The organism is Nostoc sp. LEGE 12454 (assembly GCF_056620565.1).
The window spans coordinates 1-18,700 of the sequence record NZ_JBWQXL010000042.1; the positions used below are offsets into that span (position 1 = coordinate 1).

Here is an 18,700-nt window from a genome sequence, read left to right on the forward strand (position 1 = left end):
CCAATTCTAAATTATTGCTGGGATTCAATCAATTAATTAGTGCAATGAATCAATTTAAAACCTGTTATGCTTCTGGATAATTTCACTTTGTTACTACTTGCTTATTTCGGAAAGTGACAGAAGAGGGATAAGTTCACCTATTGATGAACTGGTGTTTCTTCCTGATGAAAGAGAACTTAAGCATCAACGTCTTCTAAAGTGGGCTTAAAGAATTAACTACGATGCGCGATCGCATCCTGTTTCAAATGCGAGTATCAGCATAAAGAGCGGACGAATTGTGAATATCTCGTCGATCGAGGAATCATACTATGAAACCGGATTATCTCATTGTCGGTAGTGGTTTATCAGCATTAGTCTTTGGCGCTTTGATGGCAAACTCTGGCAAAACCGTGCAAATCCTCGAAGCCCATGAGCATCCAGGTGGCTTTGGTCACACGTTTACGATGGCTAAAAAATACACGTTTAATGCCCAATTCCATTATGTTTGGGATTGCGGTGAAGGACAAACGGTGAATCGGGTACTCAAGAAACTGGGCTTGGATCGGGAAGTGACTTTTGAGCGGTACGACCCGGATGGCTTTGACCACATGCGAATGCCGGGATATGCATTAGATATGCCTTCAGAACCGGAGGAACTGATCCAGCGATTATCAAAGTTGTTTCCTGCACATAGCGATCGCATTCGCCAATTTGTTAACGATGTCGAAAAAACGAGCGCAGGTTTGAAAATACTCGCTCCTCCAGTTAAGCCAATTGAACTGCTCCAACATCCGGGTGAAGTGGTTTGTACTGTCCAATATCTCAACAGCACACTTCAGGATGTATTCGACAAGTTTCAGCTACCCCAAGCCGCCCAAACCCTATTGGCTCTGCAATGGCCTGATTTTTTGTTGCCTCCGAATCAACTCTCGTTTTATGCCTGGGTCGCTTTGTTCAAGGGCTATCAAGCCGGTGCATTTTACCCAACCCAGCATTTTGAGCATGTAATCAATTCGTTAGTCAAAGCGATTGAATCAAATGGAGGGCAGGTATTGCTCAACCATGAAGTCACAAATTTTAGACTCACAGACCGCACAATCACCGGAGTTGAGGCGATGGATTTAACCACCCATCAAACTCATGAATTTACAGGCGACACCGTAATTTGCAACATTGACCCCAAAAAAGCCGCCAAAATGATTGGTGAGTCAAACTTCTCTAAAACCGTGCGCCGAAAACTCAACTATGAGTATTCTGCATCTAACTACATGGCTTATTGCGTCGTCAAAGACCTCGACCTGCGAAACTATGGATTTGGCAAGTGGAATCTCTTCCACACAGGTCATCAGGATTTGAATGAAGCCTTTGCTCAGATGTATGAACACAATGATTTTTCGAATCCCAGCTTTGCCATAACAACGCCCACTTTATTGACACAAGCAAGTCGGGATTGTCCAGAAGATTGCCAGATTGTTGAATTCCTTACCGTTGCCAATTATAACTACTTTAAGCAATTGCGGCAGAGCGATCGCAAAGCTTACAACCAGAAAAAACAAGAAATTTTCGACTCTATCCTGGATGTCGTGGAAAAAGAATATGTGCCGAATTTTAGAAAGCATCTAGTCTTTCATATCACGGGCAGCCCCACCACCAATGAACGTTATTGTTGGTGTCCCAATGGGAATTCCTACGGTTCTAGTCTCACACCGCGCAACATGGGTCTGGGACGGTTGAATCACGAAACCTCACTCAACCATTTCTATTTCTGCAATGCTTCATCAGGCTATCCGGGCTTTGCTCCTACATTCTGGACTGGGGCATTGCTGTATCAACGATTATCTGGTGACGTGCTTTTAGGTAATAGCTAAATAGACAGCCACACATATTATTCATATTCAACAACTGAGAGGTCAGTTATGAGAATTGCAGTTATCGGTGGTGGAGCCAGCGGTATGGCTACAGCTTACCTGCTTGATAAACAAGGGCATCATGTCACCGTGTTTGAACGGCAGCCGATGTTGGGGGGACACATTCGGACACTCAACAAGAATGTAAAACCTAACCAATCTGATTGCAATGAAATGTTGGAAAGTGGAGTGCTAGAATTTCCTACTGTATTTCACAACTTTGTTGCTCTTATGCAAGAGCTAGGAGTGGAACTAGAACCTATCCGTGTCGGTTCAGCTTTATTCCCCAAAGATAGCAGTCCCTTTTTCTCGAAGGTAACAATTGAGAACAACTATACAGGCATCCAACGCTTCATTGAACATCTGCGGTTCGATACCCTCCATGCTCGTTCCCTTGGATTATGGCTAAAAACGCGATCTGCCCAGATGGAAGCTTTTTACGATCGGCCACTATCTCAATATGTGAACAACCAAAGTAAAAGCAATACTTGGTTAAAGTTGCTAACGATGTATAGCTACTCAATGCCCTTTGAACTTATTGATAACTTTCCCGCAGAGATGGGAATTCTGATGTTACGCAACTACCTCGCAGTCAAATGGGTCAGGATTAAAGGTGGTGTATATTCCTATATTGAAAAAATTTTGGAGCGATTTAAAGGTGAAGTCCTGTTGAATGTGGAGATTGCAAATATTTCCAGAAGCCCAGATGGTGTGAAAATCGGGCGATCGCAGGGTGAGATCCAGGAGTTTGATAAAGTCGTGTTTGCTACGCCACCCGACCAAGTGATGGCACTGTTAGCAGACCCAACCGATGTTGAAATTAAACGCTTCTCAGGTTGGAAAGCCAATTATGCAATCACTACAATTCATACGGATACTTCCATGTATGATAATCATCACATCCAGCACCCCTCGGAATTTGATTTCTTCCAAACAGATATTCGATGGGGATATAACAGTTACTTGAATCAGCTTTGTGGCATCTCATCGCCACAGCATTATTTTTTATCGTTTCAACTAGAAGGATTGATTGCTCGCGATCGCATTATTCACACTCAAGAACATCACACGCCGTTGTATACCACTGAGTCTTTTAGATATCGAGATGAAGTAGTTGCTACCAATGGAGAGAACAATACTTACTATGCGGGAGCTTATTTAGGAGATGGCTTGCATGAAGGAGCGATCGCGTCTGCTTTTCGAGTTGCTCAACTCATCGGTTCACCTTTGGCTCTCTCTATTTCTGGTTTCAACGACAAAAACACAAACACACTCAGGCTAGCAAAGGCATAGTGAGATTTAGACAAAAAGTAGCCAGAAAAAAGCTTCAAATTTATCAATACCTTAGCCAAAAGAAGAGGATGAAGAGATAGGGCGCTCTGTAGTAGAGTTATTGTCTACCACAATTTTCATAAACTCACAGGTTTAGGTCGTATTCCGAATGGCACGCTTGATAACGTGAAACCTAGTCTGGGCTATCTTGTTGGGGGTAGGGGGTAGTGATGTAGTGTTAATAAACATTCAAGCTCACGAGGTGAAACAGAGATTACTTATTCTTCATTCCCTACACCCCACACCCGATACCCTACACCCTTTCATCCTTATAGATAATGGATTTACCCTTATCAAGCGTGCCATTCGGTCATATTCACTCTGTTCAATCCCGTTCCCAAGCCTCGTAAATTGGCGAAGGTATTGATTTATTCAACTGATTTTTTTGCTTTTAATCTGTCTGTAGATAGCTGCAATATTACGGGCATCATCAATGCCACGATGGTGTGTGCCTTTTAATTCTATCCCCAACTCATTGAGAGCTTGTGCCATGCCAAATTTTTTAGATACGCCAAGATATTCCGAAAATTCCTCTTTGATATTTATGTGTTCTGAAGTAAAAGGATAAGGAAAACTATGAAATGCGCAATCTTGAATAAATTGTTTTTTGTCGTAATTACCCCAAGAACAAAAAATATAATCGGGAAATAAATTAATCCATTCTTTGAAGCGAGAAATTGCTTCTAAAAATTTTGGCGCTTCGTCAACATTTTGCTGGCGAATACTAGTCAATTCTGTGCAAAAATTTGTCAGTTGCGGATGTCTCACAGGTTGGATGAATTGCTGAAACTCTGAATCAATTTCCCACGTTGTTCGATTGAGCATCACAGCACCAATTTCAATTATTTCCATTTGGTGACGGGGAATCGTTTTACTGTTACAGCATGTAGCTTCCAAATCGACTATCAGATAATAGTGGGATATTTTAGTATTCATATTATGTAATAGAGTAAATTAAATTTAAATTAGTAATTATTTATACATGCTTTTCAATAATTACATAATAATGTAATTATATTGTATTAATTGTACTACATAAATGTGATACTTACAGCTTTCTTTTTTGATTTATTTGAACCACAACCTCCTGTAGAGGCTTACAACTAGCTGTAAGACCACAAGAATTTAGATTGATGAAAAAGGTTTAACCCAACGGAATTGAATAGCGAGATCGAGAGCGATCGCAGCCAGGGCAAACCATAACAAACTTTCTGCCGCCAACACCAAAAAAGGCCAAATCGTGCTGTGAGAATTCCACCCAAGTTCTATCTGAGTTAATCCGCGCACCAAACCAAAGGCTAACACGCCACCAGCTTTGAGTTGAGGATTTCGATCGGAGCGGATGATATAGCGGTAGGTGACACCAAATAGGAAACCAGTAAAAGTTGCGATCGCACCACTCCCCCACAAGTGCCAGTTAACATCACTGTGCAGACTTGCAAGTGTCTGAAAATACTTTGCCAGTATGAAAGCATTCAACAGGCTAGCGATCGCAAAAGCCAAACACACAGATAATCCCCCAATTATTCCAGCTTTGAGGGATTCTATGCGTTCTGCCATTAATTGAGAATCTAAAGTTGGGTTCACTCTATATAGAAGTTAAGGATTAGGTATTAGGAAAATTTTTCCTTACTCTCCAGTATGATAAATGCTTGAGCAGCTTTGTCATTAATTAAATACCGCTCTCAAGTGGGAATTTTGATGATAAATTCGGTTCCCATACCTGGTTGAGAATTCACTTCTAATATACCTTTGTGTTTTTCTACAACAATTTGATATGCGATCGACAAACCCAGTCCAGTGCCTTTCCCAACAGTTTTTGTGGTAAACAACGGCTCAAACAAACGTTTTTTAAGCCGTTCAGGAATACCAATCCCATTGTCAGCAATCCGAATTATAACCAATTGTTCAGAATCTATTTCTGTGGCAATTTTAATCTGAGGAATTATACTGCTTATTTTGCCTTCCATTATAGCTTCATCAAGCGCATCAATTGCATTTGCGAGAATGTTCATAAATACTTGATTCATCTGCCCTAGATAACACATAACCTGCGGTAATTCTCCATAACTTTTAATCACTTCAATGCGAGGACGATCGCTATTAGCATTAAGGCGGTGTTGCAAAATCATTAATGTACTATCTATTCCTTGATGTAAATCAGCAGATATTTTGGCATCGCTATCCGAGCGACAGAAACTGCGGAGTGAACTAGAAAGATTCCGAATTCGTTCGCTTCCTATGTGGAGTGAGTTCAAGATTTTTCCCATATCTTCGAGAACAAAGTTTAGATCCAAGTTCTCAATAGTATTGGTAATTTTGGCTGTTGGGTTGGGATACTCTTGTTCATATAGTATAAGCAACTCAGTTACTGCTGTAATATGTTCTTGCAAGGGTAGAATATTGCTGGAAATAAAGTTGATCGGGTTATTGATTTCATGGCCAATACCAGCGACTAGCTCTCCAAGTGTTGAGAGTTTCTCTTGCTGTACTAGTTGGACTTGGGCTTTTTGCAAAGCCCTGGTGCGATCGCTAACTTGTTGTTCCAAAGATTCAGTCAATTGTTTGAGTTGTAAATGTACGCGCACTCTCGCAATGACTTCCTCTTGTGCAAAGGGTTTCGGGATATAGTCAACTGCGCCAAGGGAAAATCCCTTCGTTTTGCTCTCTGTATCCGATAAGGCAGTAGTGAAAATAATCGGAATGTTTTGGGTAACAGGATTGGCTTTGAGACGGCGACAAGTTTCAAATCCGTCAATACCAGGCATTTGTACATCCAGCAAAATCAACTCTGGTTGATTGCGTTCGGCTTGGGCGATCGCACTTTCTCCATCGACTGCAACCCGAAAACGAAAACCCTCACTATTGAGCGCTTCACACAGGAGAGATAAATTTGTGGGATTATCATCCACAATCAAAATAAATCCGATATTTGAGGTCTTAAGCATGATGAATTAACAATTGAAATTTAACTCAAATTAATTGATATATTGTTGAATAAAAGTTTCCAAACGTTTGAGTTGGAAATTACTAGCAAGCTGGACGATTTGCTGGACAAAAATGCTTAAATGTTCATCATATTTAGAAAGTTCCTCGGCCAGTTCCAAAACTTTTTGGATATCACCGTCTTGCGTTAGTTCAAGTAAATCTTGCAAAACCTCTTGTGCAGGATAAATCATCTCATTTGGTCGATTCAAAGCATCTATATTGATTTTTTTGATTTCATCTAGCTTCACGTCAAAAATCCATTCCAGTAGCAAAAACTGTCGTAGCATTTCCAGCAGCGTTTCAGCTTCTACAGGCTTTGGTAGAAATGCATTTGCACCTACATCAATACTCTTGTACTGGTCGGCCGCAAACACACTGGCTGAGGAAGCGATGACAGCAATCTCTTTAAATTGCTCAGACTGACGCAAACGTTCGATCAACTCAAATCCATTCAATATAGGCATCACGAGATCAGTGATAATCAAGTCTGGTTTGTGGGCTAGAGCCTTTTCCCATCCTTCCTGACCTTGACTTGCTTCTACAACAGTAAACCCAACTGGCTCTAGTAAATTTACAATTACCGATCGATTTTCCCATTTGTCATCCGCAATCAAAATGGTACGGTTTTGTCCTTGATAACCAATAATAGTTCCTTGCTCAACCACTCTAGAAACCTTTGCCCAGTCTTTAGATTCTGGAAATTCTGCCTCAAACCAGAAAGTACTTCCTTTGCCAAATTCACTTTGTACTTGAATCTGACCACCCATCAACAAAACAATGTTTTGACTGATTGCTAATCCCAAGCCTGTACCTTCAGATTGTCGTTTTTGATTTCCTACTTGTTCAAAGGGTTGGAAGATTTTCTGCGCTTGTTCAGGAATTATCCCCGCACCAGTATCTATTATCTCAAAGCGAATTTTGTAGTTAGTGTGTCCATTAGTGTTTGATTGTTTAGCAATGACCTTAACTTTGAAGGTGACACTGCCTTCATTAGTAAATTTAATCGCATTACTAAGCAAGTTAATCAGTACTTGCCGCAACCGTTTTTCATCAGTATGAATGCCCGTTGGCAAATCAGGATCTAGTTGGACGTGAAATGCAATCACCTTTTGTTCTGCCCGGATGCGGGAAATTTCAGTCACGCTATCTATAAAGGCAGGTAAGTAGAAATCAACAGAATACAATTCTAGTTTCCGGGCTTCTATTTTGGAGAGATCCAGAACATCATTAATTAGGGTTAAAAGATGAGAACCACATTGATAAATGATGCTGACTCCTTTGCGTCCTTTCTCACTTAAAGATTCTGTGCGTTGAAGAATTTGTGTATAGCCCAAAATACCATTAAGAGGTGTGCGTAGTTCATGACTCATATTGGCGAGAAATTCACTCTTGGCTTGGCTGGAATTTTGAGCAACTTCTTCTGCAAGGCGTAAATCTTTTTCAATGCGCTTGCGCTCGACAATTTCAGTTGAAAGCGCTCGATTAATAACTTCTAACTGAGCTGGACTAGGTAGTGTTAGAGCTTGAGGCATGAGATAAAATAACGCAAATGCCGTATATATCGAAATAATGGCAGTTAGAGCTTTTAAACTACCTGCAACCCAATAATTTGGATGCCAAAGCGTCCAAATATCCATCAAGTGTCCAGTACCGCAAGCAATGATAAAAGCACCAAATAACAAAAAGACTCCATTAAAAGGAACGTCTTTACGCTTAGAAACAAAGTAAATCAGTAGGAAAGGAATAGAATAATAGGCTAGAGCGATCGTGGCATCAGAAATAATGTGCAGCCAAACTAATCCAGTTTGCCAGAGATAACAATGCCCGTGAGGAACAAAACCGTTGGAGTGGAAAGGATAGTTGAAAAATGTCGGCATGATATTAGGGGTTGCTGGATTGGAGATATATACGCATAGCCCTAGTATTCCCAAATCATTAAGTCAGAAAGCGCGATCGCTACTTTTTTACATTCGTGTTTATCGTTGCTTAAAGTTCTAACGTATCAAGAAAAGTTGGTGTCTTTTTTGTGTAGGCGTACCCCATCGTAGACATCGCACGCCAAACTTACAATCTGATTGATAAAAAAATCTCAGCCTGCCCAATCCCTGTATGATAAGTATTAGAAACCTTTTGTAATTATTTGAAAAGTGGGACTATGGAGATTTTGACACTAGGTTGGGTATCGTTGTTAGTTGTGTTTACTTGGTCAATTGCAATGGTAGTGTGGGGACGTAACGGACTATAGAGGCATTGTGGAAAGTCCATTCTTGAGTATTTTAGCTTTATTTGCTGTAGTGCTGCTCGTAGTAGTCACTGGTGGTATTGGTTATTTAACCCTGGCAGATTGGCGCGATCGCCGTCGCCGAGATGAAGAAAAACGCACTACCCGCAGCGCCACTCCCAAGCGGCGATAGTTTTCTCGTAATTGAAAATCTTTTTGTAGGGACACGATTGTATCGCGTCCTTACATTGTTTTTATGACATTCCCAGGAAATAATTGTTACCTTTGCGATCGCAACGGGAATCATGAAATAGAAGACTTTCAATATTTAAAGTCCCACTGGGAATGGAAAACTCCTCTACTACTCAATCCATACAACCAAATTCAGAACGGCAAGAATCTCATTCAGATGTAACATGCTCCTTACGTCAGAATGAGCAACAAAAAGCCTTATCTGGAGTTATTGCCCGTATTCGGGAGTCTCTAGACATAGAAACTATCTTCAAAATTACAGTTACTGAAGTCCGCCAACTTCTGAAAAGCGATCGGGTTGGCGTGTTTCGTTTTTATCCTGAATTGGCATGGGAAGGAGAATTTATCTATGAAGATGTGGCAACCGAATGGGATTCGGCATTAGCAGCCAAACTGCGCGACCACTGCTTTAGTGAGGAGTTCGCAGGACTTTATCAGCAAGGTCGAATTCGAGCAATAGCTGATATTTATCAAGTTAATGCCAGTGATTGCTACATCCAGATTCTGGAAAAATTCCAAGTACGTGCCAGTATAATTGCCCCCTTGATCAAAGGTAAAGATTTATGGGGATTGTTGTGTATTCATCAGTGTGGTAATCCTCGACAATGGGAAGCATCAGAAATTGAGTTTGTGCAATTAATCGCCGAACATCTAGGAGTTGCTTTACAGCAGGCAGATTTCCTGGAACAAGTCAAACTACAATCAGCAGAACTAGCACAAGCAAAAGCCAGAGAAAAAGCAGCCCAATGGCAGAAAACCATAGCTATCACCATTGAGAAAATTCGCCAGTCCCTAGACTTGGAAAGCATTTTCCATACAACCACCGCAGAACTTAGGCAGCTGCTAAATGCCGATCGCGTGGCTATTTATCGCTTCAATCCCGATTGGAGTGGTGAATTCGTGTTTGAATCAGTGGCAGAGGGTTGGGTTTCCCTCATAGAGCAACAGTCGCAACGACCGGAATTGAAAGAGAATGTCAGCGAATGTAGTGCCAAAGATTTAGCTAAACCTCCAGTCGCTGATACCTATTTACAAGATACAGAGGGTGGGAGCTTCACTCAGTGTGAAGTGTACCGAATTTGTAATGATATTTACAATTCAGGCTTTAGTGACTGCTACATTAAAATTTTAGAGATATATCAAGCAAGAGCTTATGCGATCGTTGCTATTTACCACGGTCAGAAGCTCTGGGGCTTGCTAGCAGCTTACCAAAATGCTGGTGCTCGTGATTGGCAAAAAGATGAGGTTTACTTGCTTACCCAAGTGGGTACTCAACTAGGTGTGGCTTTGCAGCAAGCGGAATTTATCCAACAAATGCAAATCCAAGCAGCAGACATCAGCAAAGCTGCTGAAAGGCAAAGGGCGTTGGCGCACACAGTAGAAAAAATTCGTCAGTCACTTGAAATTGAAGCCATATTTAAAACCACTACTCAAGAAGTTCGTCGGCTATTAGAAGTGGAACGAGTCGCAATTTATCGCTTCTATCCTGATTGGAGTGGCGAATTTGTGGCTGATTCCATTGTTGATGGCTGGACACCAATTGTTAAGCCGCAGCCTGTAACAGAACGCGTTCTCGTGCAAGGAAAACAAGCGGGTAAGTATGCACGTAATGAAGTTTTTGTACCAATTTCTCAGGGTGAAAAGCTGTGGGGATTGCTAGTAGCTTATCAAAACTCCCAACCCCGTTATTGGCAAGATGAAGAAATCAACTTACTAGCACAAGTTGGCGTTCAATTGGGGGTAGCATTACAGCAAGCTGAATCCTTGACACAGATGCAGGTGCAAGCCCAAAAACTGGCTCAAGCCGCCGAGCGAGAACGGAAAGCAGCTGAAAGACAGAAGGCTTTAGCTGCAACAGTGGAGAAAATCCGTCACTCTCTTGATATTGACACCATTTTTGCCACCAGTACAGAAGAAGTCCGACGGCTATTGGAAGTTGATCGAGTGACAATATATCGATTCGGGACTGATTGGAGTGGCAAATTTGTTGCTGAATCTTTAGCCGAAGGTTGGACACCAGTAAAGGAAATTGTACCTGCAATGTCTACGATGGTCACTGAGCCAAGTCGAAGTGCGGGCTACGCCGATGCAAGTAATTACTTGCAAGAAACCCAAGGTGGGGATTTTGCTAATGGTAAAACTCTTGTTATTAAGGATATTTACAGCACCGATGATTCTATTCCTTATATTGCCCTGATTGAACTTATGGAGGCTAGGGCATATATGATTGTGCCGATTTTTCAGGGTGAGAAACTTTGGGGATTGCTAGCAGCTTATCAAAATATCAAACCCCGTGATTGGCAAGAAGATGAAGTAGATTTGTTGATGCAAATTGGTACTCAGTTAGGCGTAGGACTTCAGCAAGCGGAATTACTAGAACAAACTCAATGTCAAAAAGAAGAACTGACCCAGACTCTGAAGGAATTACAGCACACTCAGAGCCAGTTAATTCAAAGTGAAAAAATGGCAGGCTTAGGGCAGTTAGTTGCTGGTGTAGCACATGAAATTAATAACCCGATTAGTTTCATTTATGGGAATATCACTTATGTTACTGAACATACCGAAAATTTATTTAAATTACTGCGCCTTTATCAAAAACAGTATCCTAAAGCAACAGGAGAAATTCAAAAGCAAGTAGCAGCACTAGATTTAGATTTCATTAATGATGACTTGCCCAAAATTCTTACTTCAATGAAGATGGGGACAGAGCGAATTTCTCAATTAGTCTTGTCATTACGAAGTTTTTCTCGGCTTGACGAATCAGGAATGAAGCCCGTTGACCTTCATGAAGGTATCGACAGTACTTTGCTAATTTTACAACATCGACTACAACCAGAAACTAATACTTTTGCGATTGAGGTAGTTAAGCAATATGGTGAATTGCCTCCAGTAGTCTGCTATGCAGCCCAGATGAATCAGGTGTTTATGAATATTCTCAACAACGCGATTGATGCACTGGAAAACTCAGCAATTAGTGGAAAAAGAATTGACAATCCTAAAATTTGGATACGTACAGAAGTTATAGAAGAGAATATTGTTTTGATTTGGATTGCTGATAATGGTTGTGGGATTCCAGAGATTGTGCGATCGCGCATTTTTGAACCTTTCTTTACCACGAAACAACCTGGACAAGGTACTGGTTTGGGGTTATCTATTAGTTACCAAATTATTGTAGAAAAACACGGCGGTACTATCAAGTGTGTTTCTGAACCTGCTAATGGCTGTGAGTTCTGGATACAAATTCCAATGAAACGGACAATTAGTTAGGAAAGATAGGCGATGCATTCTCTATGAGAGGCTACGCCAACACCTACCCAGTGTGGATATTTTACAGCCGATACCCACGCTTTTTTAACCTAGACGCAAAGCGGTGAAGCAGCGCGGTCTTGGGGGTTTCCCCCATGAGCGACTGCTGAACCCGGAGGGCTTGCCATAGGCTACCACAGAGGCGCAGAGAACACAGAGAAGAAAAGAGCGATCGCATCGCACTGTGGAGTTTTGACGATCACCTTTTTTAAACGAGCCACAAACTACGCAAATAATGGTTTTTCCGCTATTTTAGTAGTAATTGATCTACCAATATTATGGAAATATTCATTTGTTACACCTATAGCTACAGGATGTTTAGCTATAACAAACACAGTCTGACTATTTCTACAAATTAAGAAACCTTCTGAAGTTGGTGAAAACTCAACATCAGTTATTTTTTCAGTTATTGTTCTCCAAGAATATTCATATTTTATACCATAGAAAACAACAGCTTTAGGTTGATGTTCTTTTATTCTTTGACTAATATGATTTATTCGCTTTTCAAGACAATAATTTTCATAAGTATCTCTATTAGATAAAAAAGTAAGCTTAGAATATTCACCATATATCCAATGTTTAAGAGATGGTGAAGGTAAAGGTAATAATTCTAACAAACAAGTCTCTTTCTCTTTTCTACCTAGTTCCTCTATTTGATATTTACGAATATCTTCTAGGTCAATATTATCTTTTCCTTTAGCACTCAATATAATACGAATTAATGTCCTCCAGACTGGCACATCCAATTTTGCACCTGGTTTAAAACTCGCCCCATATCCAATAGCTTCATGATATTCTGCAATATCTTCTATTTCCTTCTGTTCTCTCTCTGACCATTTCTTTATTCTGTTATTAATTTCGTTAAAATCTCCTCCTGCTTCTTCCATACCAATAAACCAATAATTCCCTTGATAATTACCATATCCATAAAATGCATCAACTATTCTTTCTAGAAGCTCATCATTAAAAAAATCTTGACTGAACATAACTCTATTATTTTAATTAGAAAATTAAAACTTGTTCATCAAAAATAATTGAGCATATATGGAATGTCAAGTTAAATAACTAAAGTGAAAATTATCGGACATTATCAAGTCTATAATAAATAAACTTTCTATTCTTTGCGCCTTTGCATGAGGCAACTTTCCCACAAAAAAACTTGCCTCAGAAGCATCACACTCCCAAAGCAAGCAAACTCTCTACATTCTTTCTTTACTTCGCGCCCTTCTCTTCGAGACACTTCCTGAACGCGCCCTTCGCGGTTCGTTTCTCTTAAAGTTGCTTCACTTCCGAAACCAACTTCGCCACCATATCCTTAGCACTACCAAAAAGCATCGTAGTTTTATCCTTGTAGAACAACTCATTATCTACACCGGCAAAACCCGTACTCATCCCACGCTTAATTACAATCGTCTGCTTCGCCCGATCTACTTCCAAAATCGGCATACCATAAATCGGGCTATTTACATCACTTCGCGCCGCCGGATTTACCACATCATTTGCCCCAATTACCAAAGCCACATCCGCTTGTTCAAACTGGGGATTAATATCATCCATGTCGTACAACTGGGTATAAGCCACATTTGCCTCTGCAAGTAACACATTCATGTGCCCCGGCATTCTCCCAGCAACGGGGTGAATGGCATACTTGACATCAACGCCCATTTTTTCTAACTGATCTGATAATTCCCGGACGCTATGTTGCGCTTGGGCAACTGCCATCCCATAACCAGGCACAATTACCACAGAACGGGCATAACCCAACATCATTGCTCCTTCTTCGGGATCGATACTGCGGACAGTTTGATCGGTTGCACCACCAGCAGCAGCACCACCACCAGAACTAGAACCTGTACCAAAAGCACTGAACAGCACACTGAAGAGAGAGCGGTTCATTGCCTTACACATAATCTCGGTAAGGATTAAGCCAGATGCTCCTACCAAAGCCCCAGCGATGATTAACATATTGTTCATCACCACGAAACCAGCAGCAGCAGCCGCCACACCTGACAAGGAGTTCAACAGCGAAATTACCACTGGCATATCGCCGCCACCAATGGGGATGACGAACATCACACCCAGCACTAAGGAAACAGCTACCACTCCCAAGAATATGGGTAAACTATCTGGTGTGATGATTAAATAGGCACTACCTACCAAATAAGCACCCAGAAGTAAGAGGTTAAATGGTTGCTGGAAAGGAAATGTAATCGGGGAACCGCTAATTAAACCTTGCAATTTAGCAAAGGCTAAAAAACTACCTGTGAAGGTAACACCACCGATTAACACGTCCAATAGCATGGAAATGTTCACATCTAGGGGTACGGGTGCGCCAGAATCCAATAATCGCCAGAATTCGGCAACGGCAACTAATGCTGAAGCCGCACCACCTAAACCGTTGAGTAAACCCACCATTTGGGGCATTTCCGTCATTTGAACTTTGTAGGCAACGATCGCACCAATTCCCGATCCAATAGCCAAGCCCAACAATATCATCTCGTAGTTCAACACATGCCGATCTAGCATTGTCGCTACAATTGCCAGCAGCATCCCCACAGATGCAATTACATTACCGTTTCGCGCTGTAGCTGGCGATCCCAGCTTTTTCAAACCAAAAATGAATAAGGATGCAGCGACTAAATATGTCAGCTGAATGCCAGTTGGTAAAAAGTCGCTCACGCCTTAATCTCCTTCTTCTTGAACATTTGCAGCATTCTATCTGTGACTAGAAAGCCACCTACAACGTTGACCGTAGCTAGTACTACAGCAATTAAACCGAGAATTACTGACACACTTGTGTCTCTAGCACCTGAGGCCACTATTGCCCCAAGTACCGAAATGCCAGAAATCGCGTTTGAGCCTGACATTAGGGGCGTGTGTAAAGTTGGTGGTATTTTGTTGATAACTTCAAAGCCGATAAAAGATGCCAAAACAAATACAAACAAAGCAGCAAGTAATGCCTCTGTCATGAAATCAAAACTCCTTGTGTAAATGGGAATGGGGCATTGGACATTGGGCATGAGGCATGGGGCATTGGTTATTTTCTTTGTCCCCTTATCCCCCCGATCTTCCATTCCCTAATTAACTGCTGGTTGTTGAGTATTCGATGCTTGTAGCGCATCCCGCACTCGTTGATTGCGAATTTCACCAGCGTGGGTAACGCAAGCTGCATCAACGATGTCATCGCTAAAGTCTACCTGCAAAGCTTTGTCTTTAATTAGCAATTGCATCAACGATGTTACGTTCTTGGCATACAATTGGCTGGCGTGAATTGGCATCGATGACGGAAGATTGATGGGGCCGATAATTGTCACGCCGTTCCATACAATATCTTTTCCGGGTTCTGTGCAGGCGCAGTTACCACCCTGATCGGCAGCCAAATCTACAATTACTGAACCGGGTTTCATTTGTGCCACCATTTCTTCTGTAACCAGCCGTGGTGCTTGTCTCCCAGGAACTTGGGCGGTGGTAATTACCACATCAGAATTTTTGACGTGTTCGGTGACAACTTCTTGGGTACGTTGTTTGCTAGCCTCAGAAATTTCCTTGGCGTAACCGCCAGCAGCGACGGTTTCTTCGTCTAATTTGACTTCAACGAATTTTGCCCCTAAGCTTTGCACTTCTTCTTTGACGGCAGGACGAATATCAAAGGCTTCTACCACAGCTCCCAAACGTCTAGCGGTGGCGATCGCTTGCAATCCCGCTACACCAGCGCCCATAATAAATACTTTCGCTGGAGCGATCGTACCTGCGGCTGTGGTTAACATCGGGAAGTATTTCGGTAATGCAGCTGCCGCAATTAATACTGCTTTGTAACCTGCTAATGAAGCTTGCGAGGACAAAGCATCCATACTTTGCGCCCTGGTAGTACGGGGGATCATCTCCATACTCAAAGCTGTGACTTTCCGATTTGCCAATTGCTGCGCCACAATGGGATTTCCCAAAGGATTGAGGAAACTTACTAAAACAGCTCCTTCCTTTAACAAGTCAATTTCTGAGCGTCCATCTTCTCGTTCTTGCGGTGGACTGACTTTCAGCAGAATATCTGTTTCACCCCATAATTTGGCAGTATCGCTGATTATTATGGCTCCTGCGGCTTCATAGTCAGGATCGCCAAAAAATGATCGCTCTCCTGCACCTGCTTCTACCCAAACTTCCAAACCTTGTTTTACCAATCGGGCAACTGTGTCAGGAATTAATGCCACACGGCGTTCACAAACTTCAATTTCTTTAGCAACTGCTATTCTCATGAAATCTCCTGAAGATAAATACTTAATCTCTGCCAAGTAAGCGATTGTCCAGATGATGGGTGTCCCACACTCATAGTACTTAGGCAGGAACATCAGCCATGAATTTTACTTGTAGATTGAACCTTGAATCTTTCCTCTCCCACTCTTAGCTCTCTAGACAAAGCCTCATTTTTTTGTAAAGTTCTGAGCGGAGGTTCCCTCCAATCGGACTTTCCGCTTTGCCGCTCGCAGATGTCATCTTTTCAGATAGTTGCAAACAGGGTTACGTATTGCACATCCTAAATTGATTCCCAAATTTTGCATCTTTATCTTTAGCTTGTTTTCGGGATTGAGAAATTTTGGTATTCCTTTCTTATAGAGTAATATTGACCGAATTTTGAAAGCTTGATAATTTCCCAATCAAATTTTAATGATTACGGCTTTGATTCCAATCCAACTTATTTTAATCAATTTAGCCCAACTTAACTGGCGATCGCTGATGGCACACCTCAATTTTTATAACAAAATTCTCAAATTTAGATACACTTATACATATTTAGAAACACAATCCAACCCCCAACTGTGTTTATATCTAGTTCAAATTTGACCCAACTTAGCAATCAAATCATGGCTACATAAGGGTAATGAAGTCAATTTAATATAAGTGCATTTTAATACTAAGTAACTTCCTTGTTGCCTAAACTTCAGGCAGGATGGCACTTTTTTGGAAAATTAAACGTCCATTGTCATGAAGCCAGTAGTAAAGTTTAGTAAAGAATACTAACACACAGTTATTTTTAGATAACAGATTTATATTTTCGTAGAGGAAGCCCAATTATGCGACGTTTACTTTCTGCTTTAGCCGTGACTAGCTTTTTGGTTACTGGATTACCAGCCTTAACTTTGGCGCAAAGCTTACCTGGATTTACGCTGTTTAGCGGCGTCAAACAAGAAAATCAGCTACCCTTCCGCTTAGATTTTGGCGGACAAGCTAATGGTTGGGATCGATACATATTGAAGATTCCAGCCAAAAGAATGAAATTGGCAGTTGGTCAATTTGCCATTACCTACCCTGATTATTACAAAGGAACTTTTGACCAGAAAAAAATTGAAGTCCGAGTCAAAGGCAAAGCAGTTCCGCTTTCTGAGGTGAAGTGGGACAAAGAAGGTAAACTGATTAATATTTATCCTCAAGAGCCAGTACCAGCAGGTAGCGCAGTCGAAGTAGTGTTATCTAACGTGAAAAACCCATCCTTCGGCGGAGTTTACTATTTTAACTGTCAAGTGCTTTCCCCTGGTGATGTGCCACTACTGCGCTATATGGGAACATGGATTTTGAGCATCACTTAAGAATAGGGAGTCGGGATATGACCAATCGGCGATTCCCAATTCCCTAACAAAGTGATAGAATTAGAGATTGTGAGTTTTTATAAAAATCACCTAAGAGGAGAAGAGTATGAAAAGAACACTGGGCGGCACTAGCCGTAAGAGAAAAAGAACCTCTGGTTTTCGCGCCAGGATGCGGACACCAGACGGCAGAAACGTGATTAGCGCTAGAAGAAAAAAGGGGCGTCACCGTCTGGCTGTTTAGGGCATATCAAGCTAAAAGAGCATCTGTGGCTTTGCCCAAAACAAATCGGCTAAAATCCCGAAAGGATTTCCAGGCAGTTTTCCGAGAAGGAATTCGGCGTCATGGCTCTTATTTAACATTGAGAGCCTTAAAGCCCTTGTGTTCAATGAAACCTTCTTTGGACACTGCCACCCAGAGTACACAAGCAACTGACTCAAAGCTCCTTGCCAGCACGCGGATCGGTATTTCAATTAGCACGAAAGTCAGTAAAAGGGCAGTGGTTCGCAACCGAATCAAACGGCAAATTACTGCTGCTTTATATAACCTGTTGCCAAAATTATCACCAGGATGGCGGCTAGTATTCATTGTCAAACCCACAGCAGCAGAATCTAAGTGCGTAAGCCCACAATTTCTGCAAGAATTAGAGCAGTTGTTGGCACAAGCTGAGGTGTTCGATGGGAATTCGTGAAGATGTTTATTATGAAGGTGGTCCCCATATTGGGGATTTAATTGTCAACCTGCTGATTGGGCTAACTATTGTCGGGCTTCCATTAGCAGTTGGAGCAATTGTCAGGGCATTGTGGCTGCGTTTCCGCATCACCGATCGCCGAATTACTGTGATCGGAGGTTGGCAGGGGCGCGATCGCACTGACGTAATTTACTCAGAAATTGTCAAAATCGTCAAAGTTCCCCGTGGCATCGGCTTTTGGGGAGATATGGCGATCACCCTAAAAAACGGCAGTCGTCTGGAATTGCGTGCAATTCCGAATTTTCGCGAAGTCTATGACTATATCAATGAAAGGATTGCTGCGAAAAATCCCGAATTTAGTGCGACTGCTAATCAATGATGGAATTAGGGGAAGATGAGGGAGATGAACCAATGCCCAATTCCCAATGCTCCATTTGAATGTGCGGC

The 18,700-nt window shown here is 41.7% G+C and carries 17 protein-coding genes; 9 read left to right on the forward strand and 8 right to left on the reverse strand.

From position 1 onward, the window contains the following. The first annotated feature begins 308 nt into the window (after nucleotides 1-308). Both AC1F2U_RS27725 and AC1F2U_RS27730 read left to right on the forward strand, forming a co-directional pair. Nucleotides 309-1,847: a phytoene desaturase family protein gene (locus AC1F2U_RS27725; protein WP_480264064.1), complete on the forward strand. Its 1,539-nt coding sequence runs from the start codon at nucleotides 309-311 to the stop codon at nucleotides 1,845-1,847. Between the two features lie 48 nt (nucleotides 1,848-1,895). Continuing rightward, nucleotides 1,896-3,179 (forward strand): FAD-dependent oxidoreductase, encoded by a 1,284-nt coding sequence (locus AC1F2U_RS27730; protein ID WP_480264065.1) that lies wholly within the window; start codon nucleotides 1,896-1,898, stop codon nucleotides 3,177-3,179. 411 nt (nucleotides 3,180-3,590) lie between these two features. Here the strand turns inward: AC1F2U_RS27730 and AC1F2U_RS27735 are convergent, their stop codons facing one another. From AC1F2U_RS27735 to AC1F2U_RS27750, 4 genes are all read right to left on the reverse strand, one after another. Next, nucleotides 3,591-4,154 (reverse strand): 3'-5' exonuclease, encoded by a 564-nt coding sequence (locus AC1F2U_RS27735; protein ID WP_480264066.1) that lies wholly within the window; start codon nucleotides 4,152-4,154, stop codon nucleotides 3,591-3,593. A gap of 189 nt (nucleotides 4,155-4,343) precedes the next feature. Next, nucleotides 4,344-4,778, reverse strand: coding sequence for a hypothetical protein (locus tag AC1F2U_RS27740; protein ID WP_480264098.1), 435 nt, complete (start codon nucleotides 4,776-4,778; stop codon nucleotides 4,344-4,346). 125 nt (nucleotides 4,779-4,903) lie between these two features. Beyond that, the gene (locus AC1F2U_RS27745) at nucleotides 4,904-6,166 is read right to left on the reverse strand and encodes a sensor histidine kinase (RefSeq protein WP_480264067.1); all 1,263 of its coding nucleotides are present in this window, start codon (nucleotides 6,164-6,166) and stop codon (nucleotides 4,904-4,906) included. 30 nt (nucleotides 6,167-6,196) lie between these two features. Continuing rightward, nucleotides 6,197-8,083: an ATP-binding protein gene (locus tag AC1F2U_RS27750; RefSeq protein WP_480264068.1), complete on the reverse strand. Its 1,887-nt coding sequence runs from the start codon at nucleotides 8,081-8,083 to the stop codon at nucleotides 6,197-6,199. 278 nt (nucleotides 8,084-8,361) lie between these two features. Between AC1F2U_RS27750 and petN the strand changes: the two genes are divergently transcribed. The 3 genes from petN to AC1F2U_RS27765 all read left to right on the forward strand — a co-directional run bounded on the left by petN (nucleotide 8,362) and on the right by AC1F2U_RS27765 (nucleotide 11,946). Then, on the forward strand, nucleotides 8,362-8,451 hold the full coding sequence (gene petN, locus AC1F2U_RS27755) for a cytochrome b6-f complex subunit PetN (RefSeq protein ID WP_012408302.1): 90 nt from the start codon (nucleotides 8,362-8,364) through the stop codon (nucleotides 8,449-8,451). 7 nt (nucleotides 8,452-8,458) lie between these two features. Further along, nucleotides 8,459-8,620: a hypothetical protein gene (locus AC1F2U_RS27760; RefSeq protein WP_094350864.1), complete on the forward strand. Its 162-nt coding sequence runs from the start codon at nucleotides 8,459-8,461 to the stop codon at nucleotides 8,618-8,620. Between the two features lie 152 nt (nucleotides 8,621-8,772). Continuing rightward, complete coding sequence (locus AC1F2U_RS27765) at nucleotides 8,773-11,946, forward strand: GAF domain-containing sensor histidine kinase (RefSeq protein WP_480264069.1); 3,174 nt, start codon at nucleotides 8,773-8,775, stop codon at nucleotides 11,944-11,946. A 263-nt stretch (nucleotides 11,947-12,209) separates the two neighbouring features. Here the strand turns inward: AC1F2U_RS27765 and AC1F2U_RS27770 are convergent, their stop codons facing one another. From AC1F2U_RS27770 to AC1F2U_RS27785, 4 genes are all read right to left on the reverse strand, one after another. Next, a complete protein-coding gene (locus tag AC1F2U_RS27770) occupies nucleotides 12,210-12,971 on the reverse strand; it encodes a hypothetical protein (RefSeq protein ID WP_480264070.1) in 762 nt (253 codons plus the stop codon). 286 nt (nucleotides 12,972-13,257) lie between these two features. Then, nucleotides 13,258-14,664 carry an NAD(P)(+) transhydrogenase (Re/Si-specific) subunit beta gene (locus tag AC1F2U_RS27775; RefSeq protein ID WP_480264071.1) on the reverse strand — a complete coding sequence of 469 codons (1,407 nt, stop codon included), beginning with the start codon at nucleotides 14,662-14,664 and terminating at the stop codon, nucleotides 13,258-13,260. Next, nucleotides 14,661-14,954 (reverse strand): NAD(P) transhydrogenase subunit alpha part 2, encoded by a 294-nt coding sequence (locus tag AC1F2U_RS27780; RefSeq protein WP_322710495.1) that lies wholly within the window; start codon nucleotides 14,952-14,954, stop codon nucleotides 14,661-14,663. Before AC1F2U_RS27780 ends, AC1F2U_RS27775 begins: the two co-directional genes overlap by 4 nt. 108 nt (nucleotides 14,955-15,062) lie before the next feature. Continuing rightward, nucleotides 15,063-16,235 (reverse strand): Re/Si-specific NAD(P)(+) transhydrogenase subunit alpha, encoded by a 1,173-nt coding sequence (locus tag AC1F2U_RS27785; RefSeq protein ID WP_480264099.1) that lies wholly within the window; start codon nucleotides 16,233-16,235, stop codon nucleotides 15,063-15,065. A gap of 816 nt (nucleotides 16,236-17,051) precedes the next feature. On the opposite strand from AC1F2U_RS27785, the gene AC1F2U_RS27790 reads away from it, so the two are divergent. From AC1F2U_RS27790 to AC1F2U_RS27805, 4 genes are all read left to right on the forward strand, one after another. Further along, on the forward strand, nucleotides 17,052-17,564 hold the full coding sequence (locus tag AC1F2U_RS27790) for a DUF2808 domain-containing protein (RefSeq protein ID WP_480264072.1): 513 nt from the start codon (nucleotides 17,052-17,054) through the stop codon (nucleotides 17,562-17,564). 106 nt (nucleotides 17,565-17,670) lie between these two features. Beyond that, a complete protein-coding gene (gene rpmH / locus AC1F2U_RS27795; RefSeq protein WP_084227158.1) occupies nucleotides 17,671-17,805 on the forward strand; it encodes a 50S ribosomal protein L34 in 135 nt (44 codons plus the stop codon). A gap of 25 nt (nucleotides 17,806-17,830) precedes the next feature. Further along, nucleotides 17,831-18,253 carry a ribonuclease P protein component gene (gene rnpA / locus AC1F2U_RS27800; RefSeq protein WP_480264073.1) on the forward strand — a complete coding sequence of 141 codons (423 nt, stop codon included), beginning with the start codon at nucleotides 17,831-17,833 and terminating at the stop codon, nucleotides 18,251-18,253. Continuing rightward, nucleotides 18,240-18,632 (forward strand): PH domain-containing protein, encoded by a 393-nt coding sequence (locus AC1F2U_RS27805; protein WP_334839154.1) that lies wholly within the window; start codon nucleotides 18,240-18,242, stop codon nucleotides 18,630-18,632. The genes rnpA and AC1F2U_RS27805 overlap by 14 nt, the downstream gene beginning before the upstream one ends. Nucleotides 18,633-18,700 lie beyond the last annotated feature (68 nt).

Bases quoted from the DNA above. Each gene is read 5' to 3' on its own strand.
- AC1F2U_RS27725 (WP_480264064.1), top strand. From the start codon at position 309: ATGAAACCGGATTATCTCATTGTCGGTAGTGGTTTATCAGCATTAGTC.
- AC1F2U_RS27730 (WP_480264065.1), top strand. From the start codon at position 1,896: ATGAGAATTGCAGTTATCGGTGGTGGAGCCAGCGGTATGGCTACAGCT.
- AC1F2U_RS27735 (WP_480264066.1), bottom strand. From the start codon at position 4,154: ATGAATACTAAAATATCCCACTATTATCTGATAGTCGATTTGGAAGCT.
- AC1F2U_RS27740 (WP_480264098.1), bottom strand. From the start codon at position 4,778: ATGGCAGAACGCATAGAATCCCTCAAAGCTGGAATAATTGGGGGATTA.
- AC1F2U_RS27745 (WP_480264067.1), bottom strand. From the start codon at position 6,166: ATGCTTAAGACCTCAAATATCGGATTTATTTTGATTGTGGATGATAAT.
- AC1F2U_RS27750 (WP_480264068.1), bottom strand. From the start codon at position 8,083: ATGCCGACATTTTTCAACTATCCTTTCCACTCCAACGGTTTTGTTCCT.
- petN (WP_012408302.1), top strand. From the start codon at position 8,362: ATGGAGATTTTGACACTAGGTTGGGTATCGTTGTTAGTTGTGTTTACT.
- AC1F2U_RS27765 (WP_480264069.1), top strand. From the start codon at position 8,773: ATGGAAAACTCCTCTACTACTCAATCCATACAACCAAATTCAGAACGG.
- AC1F2U_RS27770 (WP_480264070.1), bottom strand. From the start codon at position 12,971: ATGTTCAGTCAAGATTTTTTTAATGATGAGCTTCTAGAAAGAATAGTT.
- AC1F2U_RS27780 (WP_322710495.1), bottom strand. From the start codon at position 14,954: ATGACAGAGGCATTACTTGCTGCTTTGTTTGTATTTGTTTTGGCATCT.
- AC1F2U_RS27785 (WP_480264099.1), bottom strand. From the start codon at position 16,235: ATGAGAATAGCAGTTGCTAAAGAAATTGAAGTTTGTGAACGCCGTGTG.
- AC1F2U_RS27790 (WP_480264072.1), top strand. From the start codon at position 17,052: ATGCGACGTTTACTTTCTGCTTTAGCCGTGACTAGCTTTTTGGTTACT.
- rpmH (WP_084227158.1), top strand. From the start codon at position 17,671: ATGAAAAGAACACTGGGCGGCACTAGCCGTAAGAGAAAAAGAACCTCT.
- AC1F2U_RS27805 (WP_334839154.1), top strand. From the start codon at position 18,240: ATGGGAATTCGTGAAGATGTTTATTATGAAGGTGGTCCCCATATTGGG.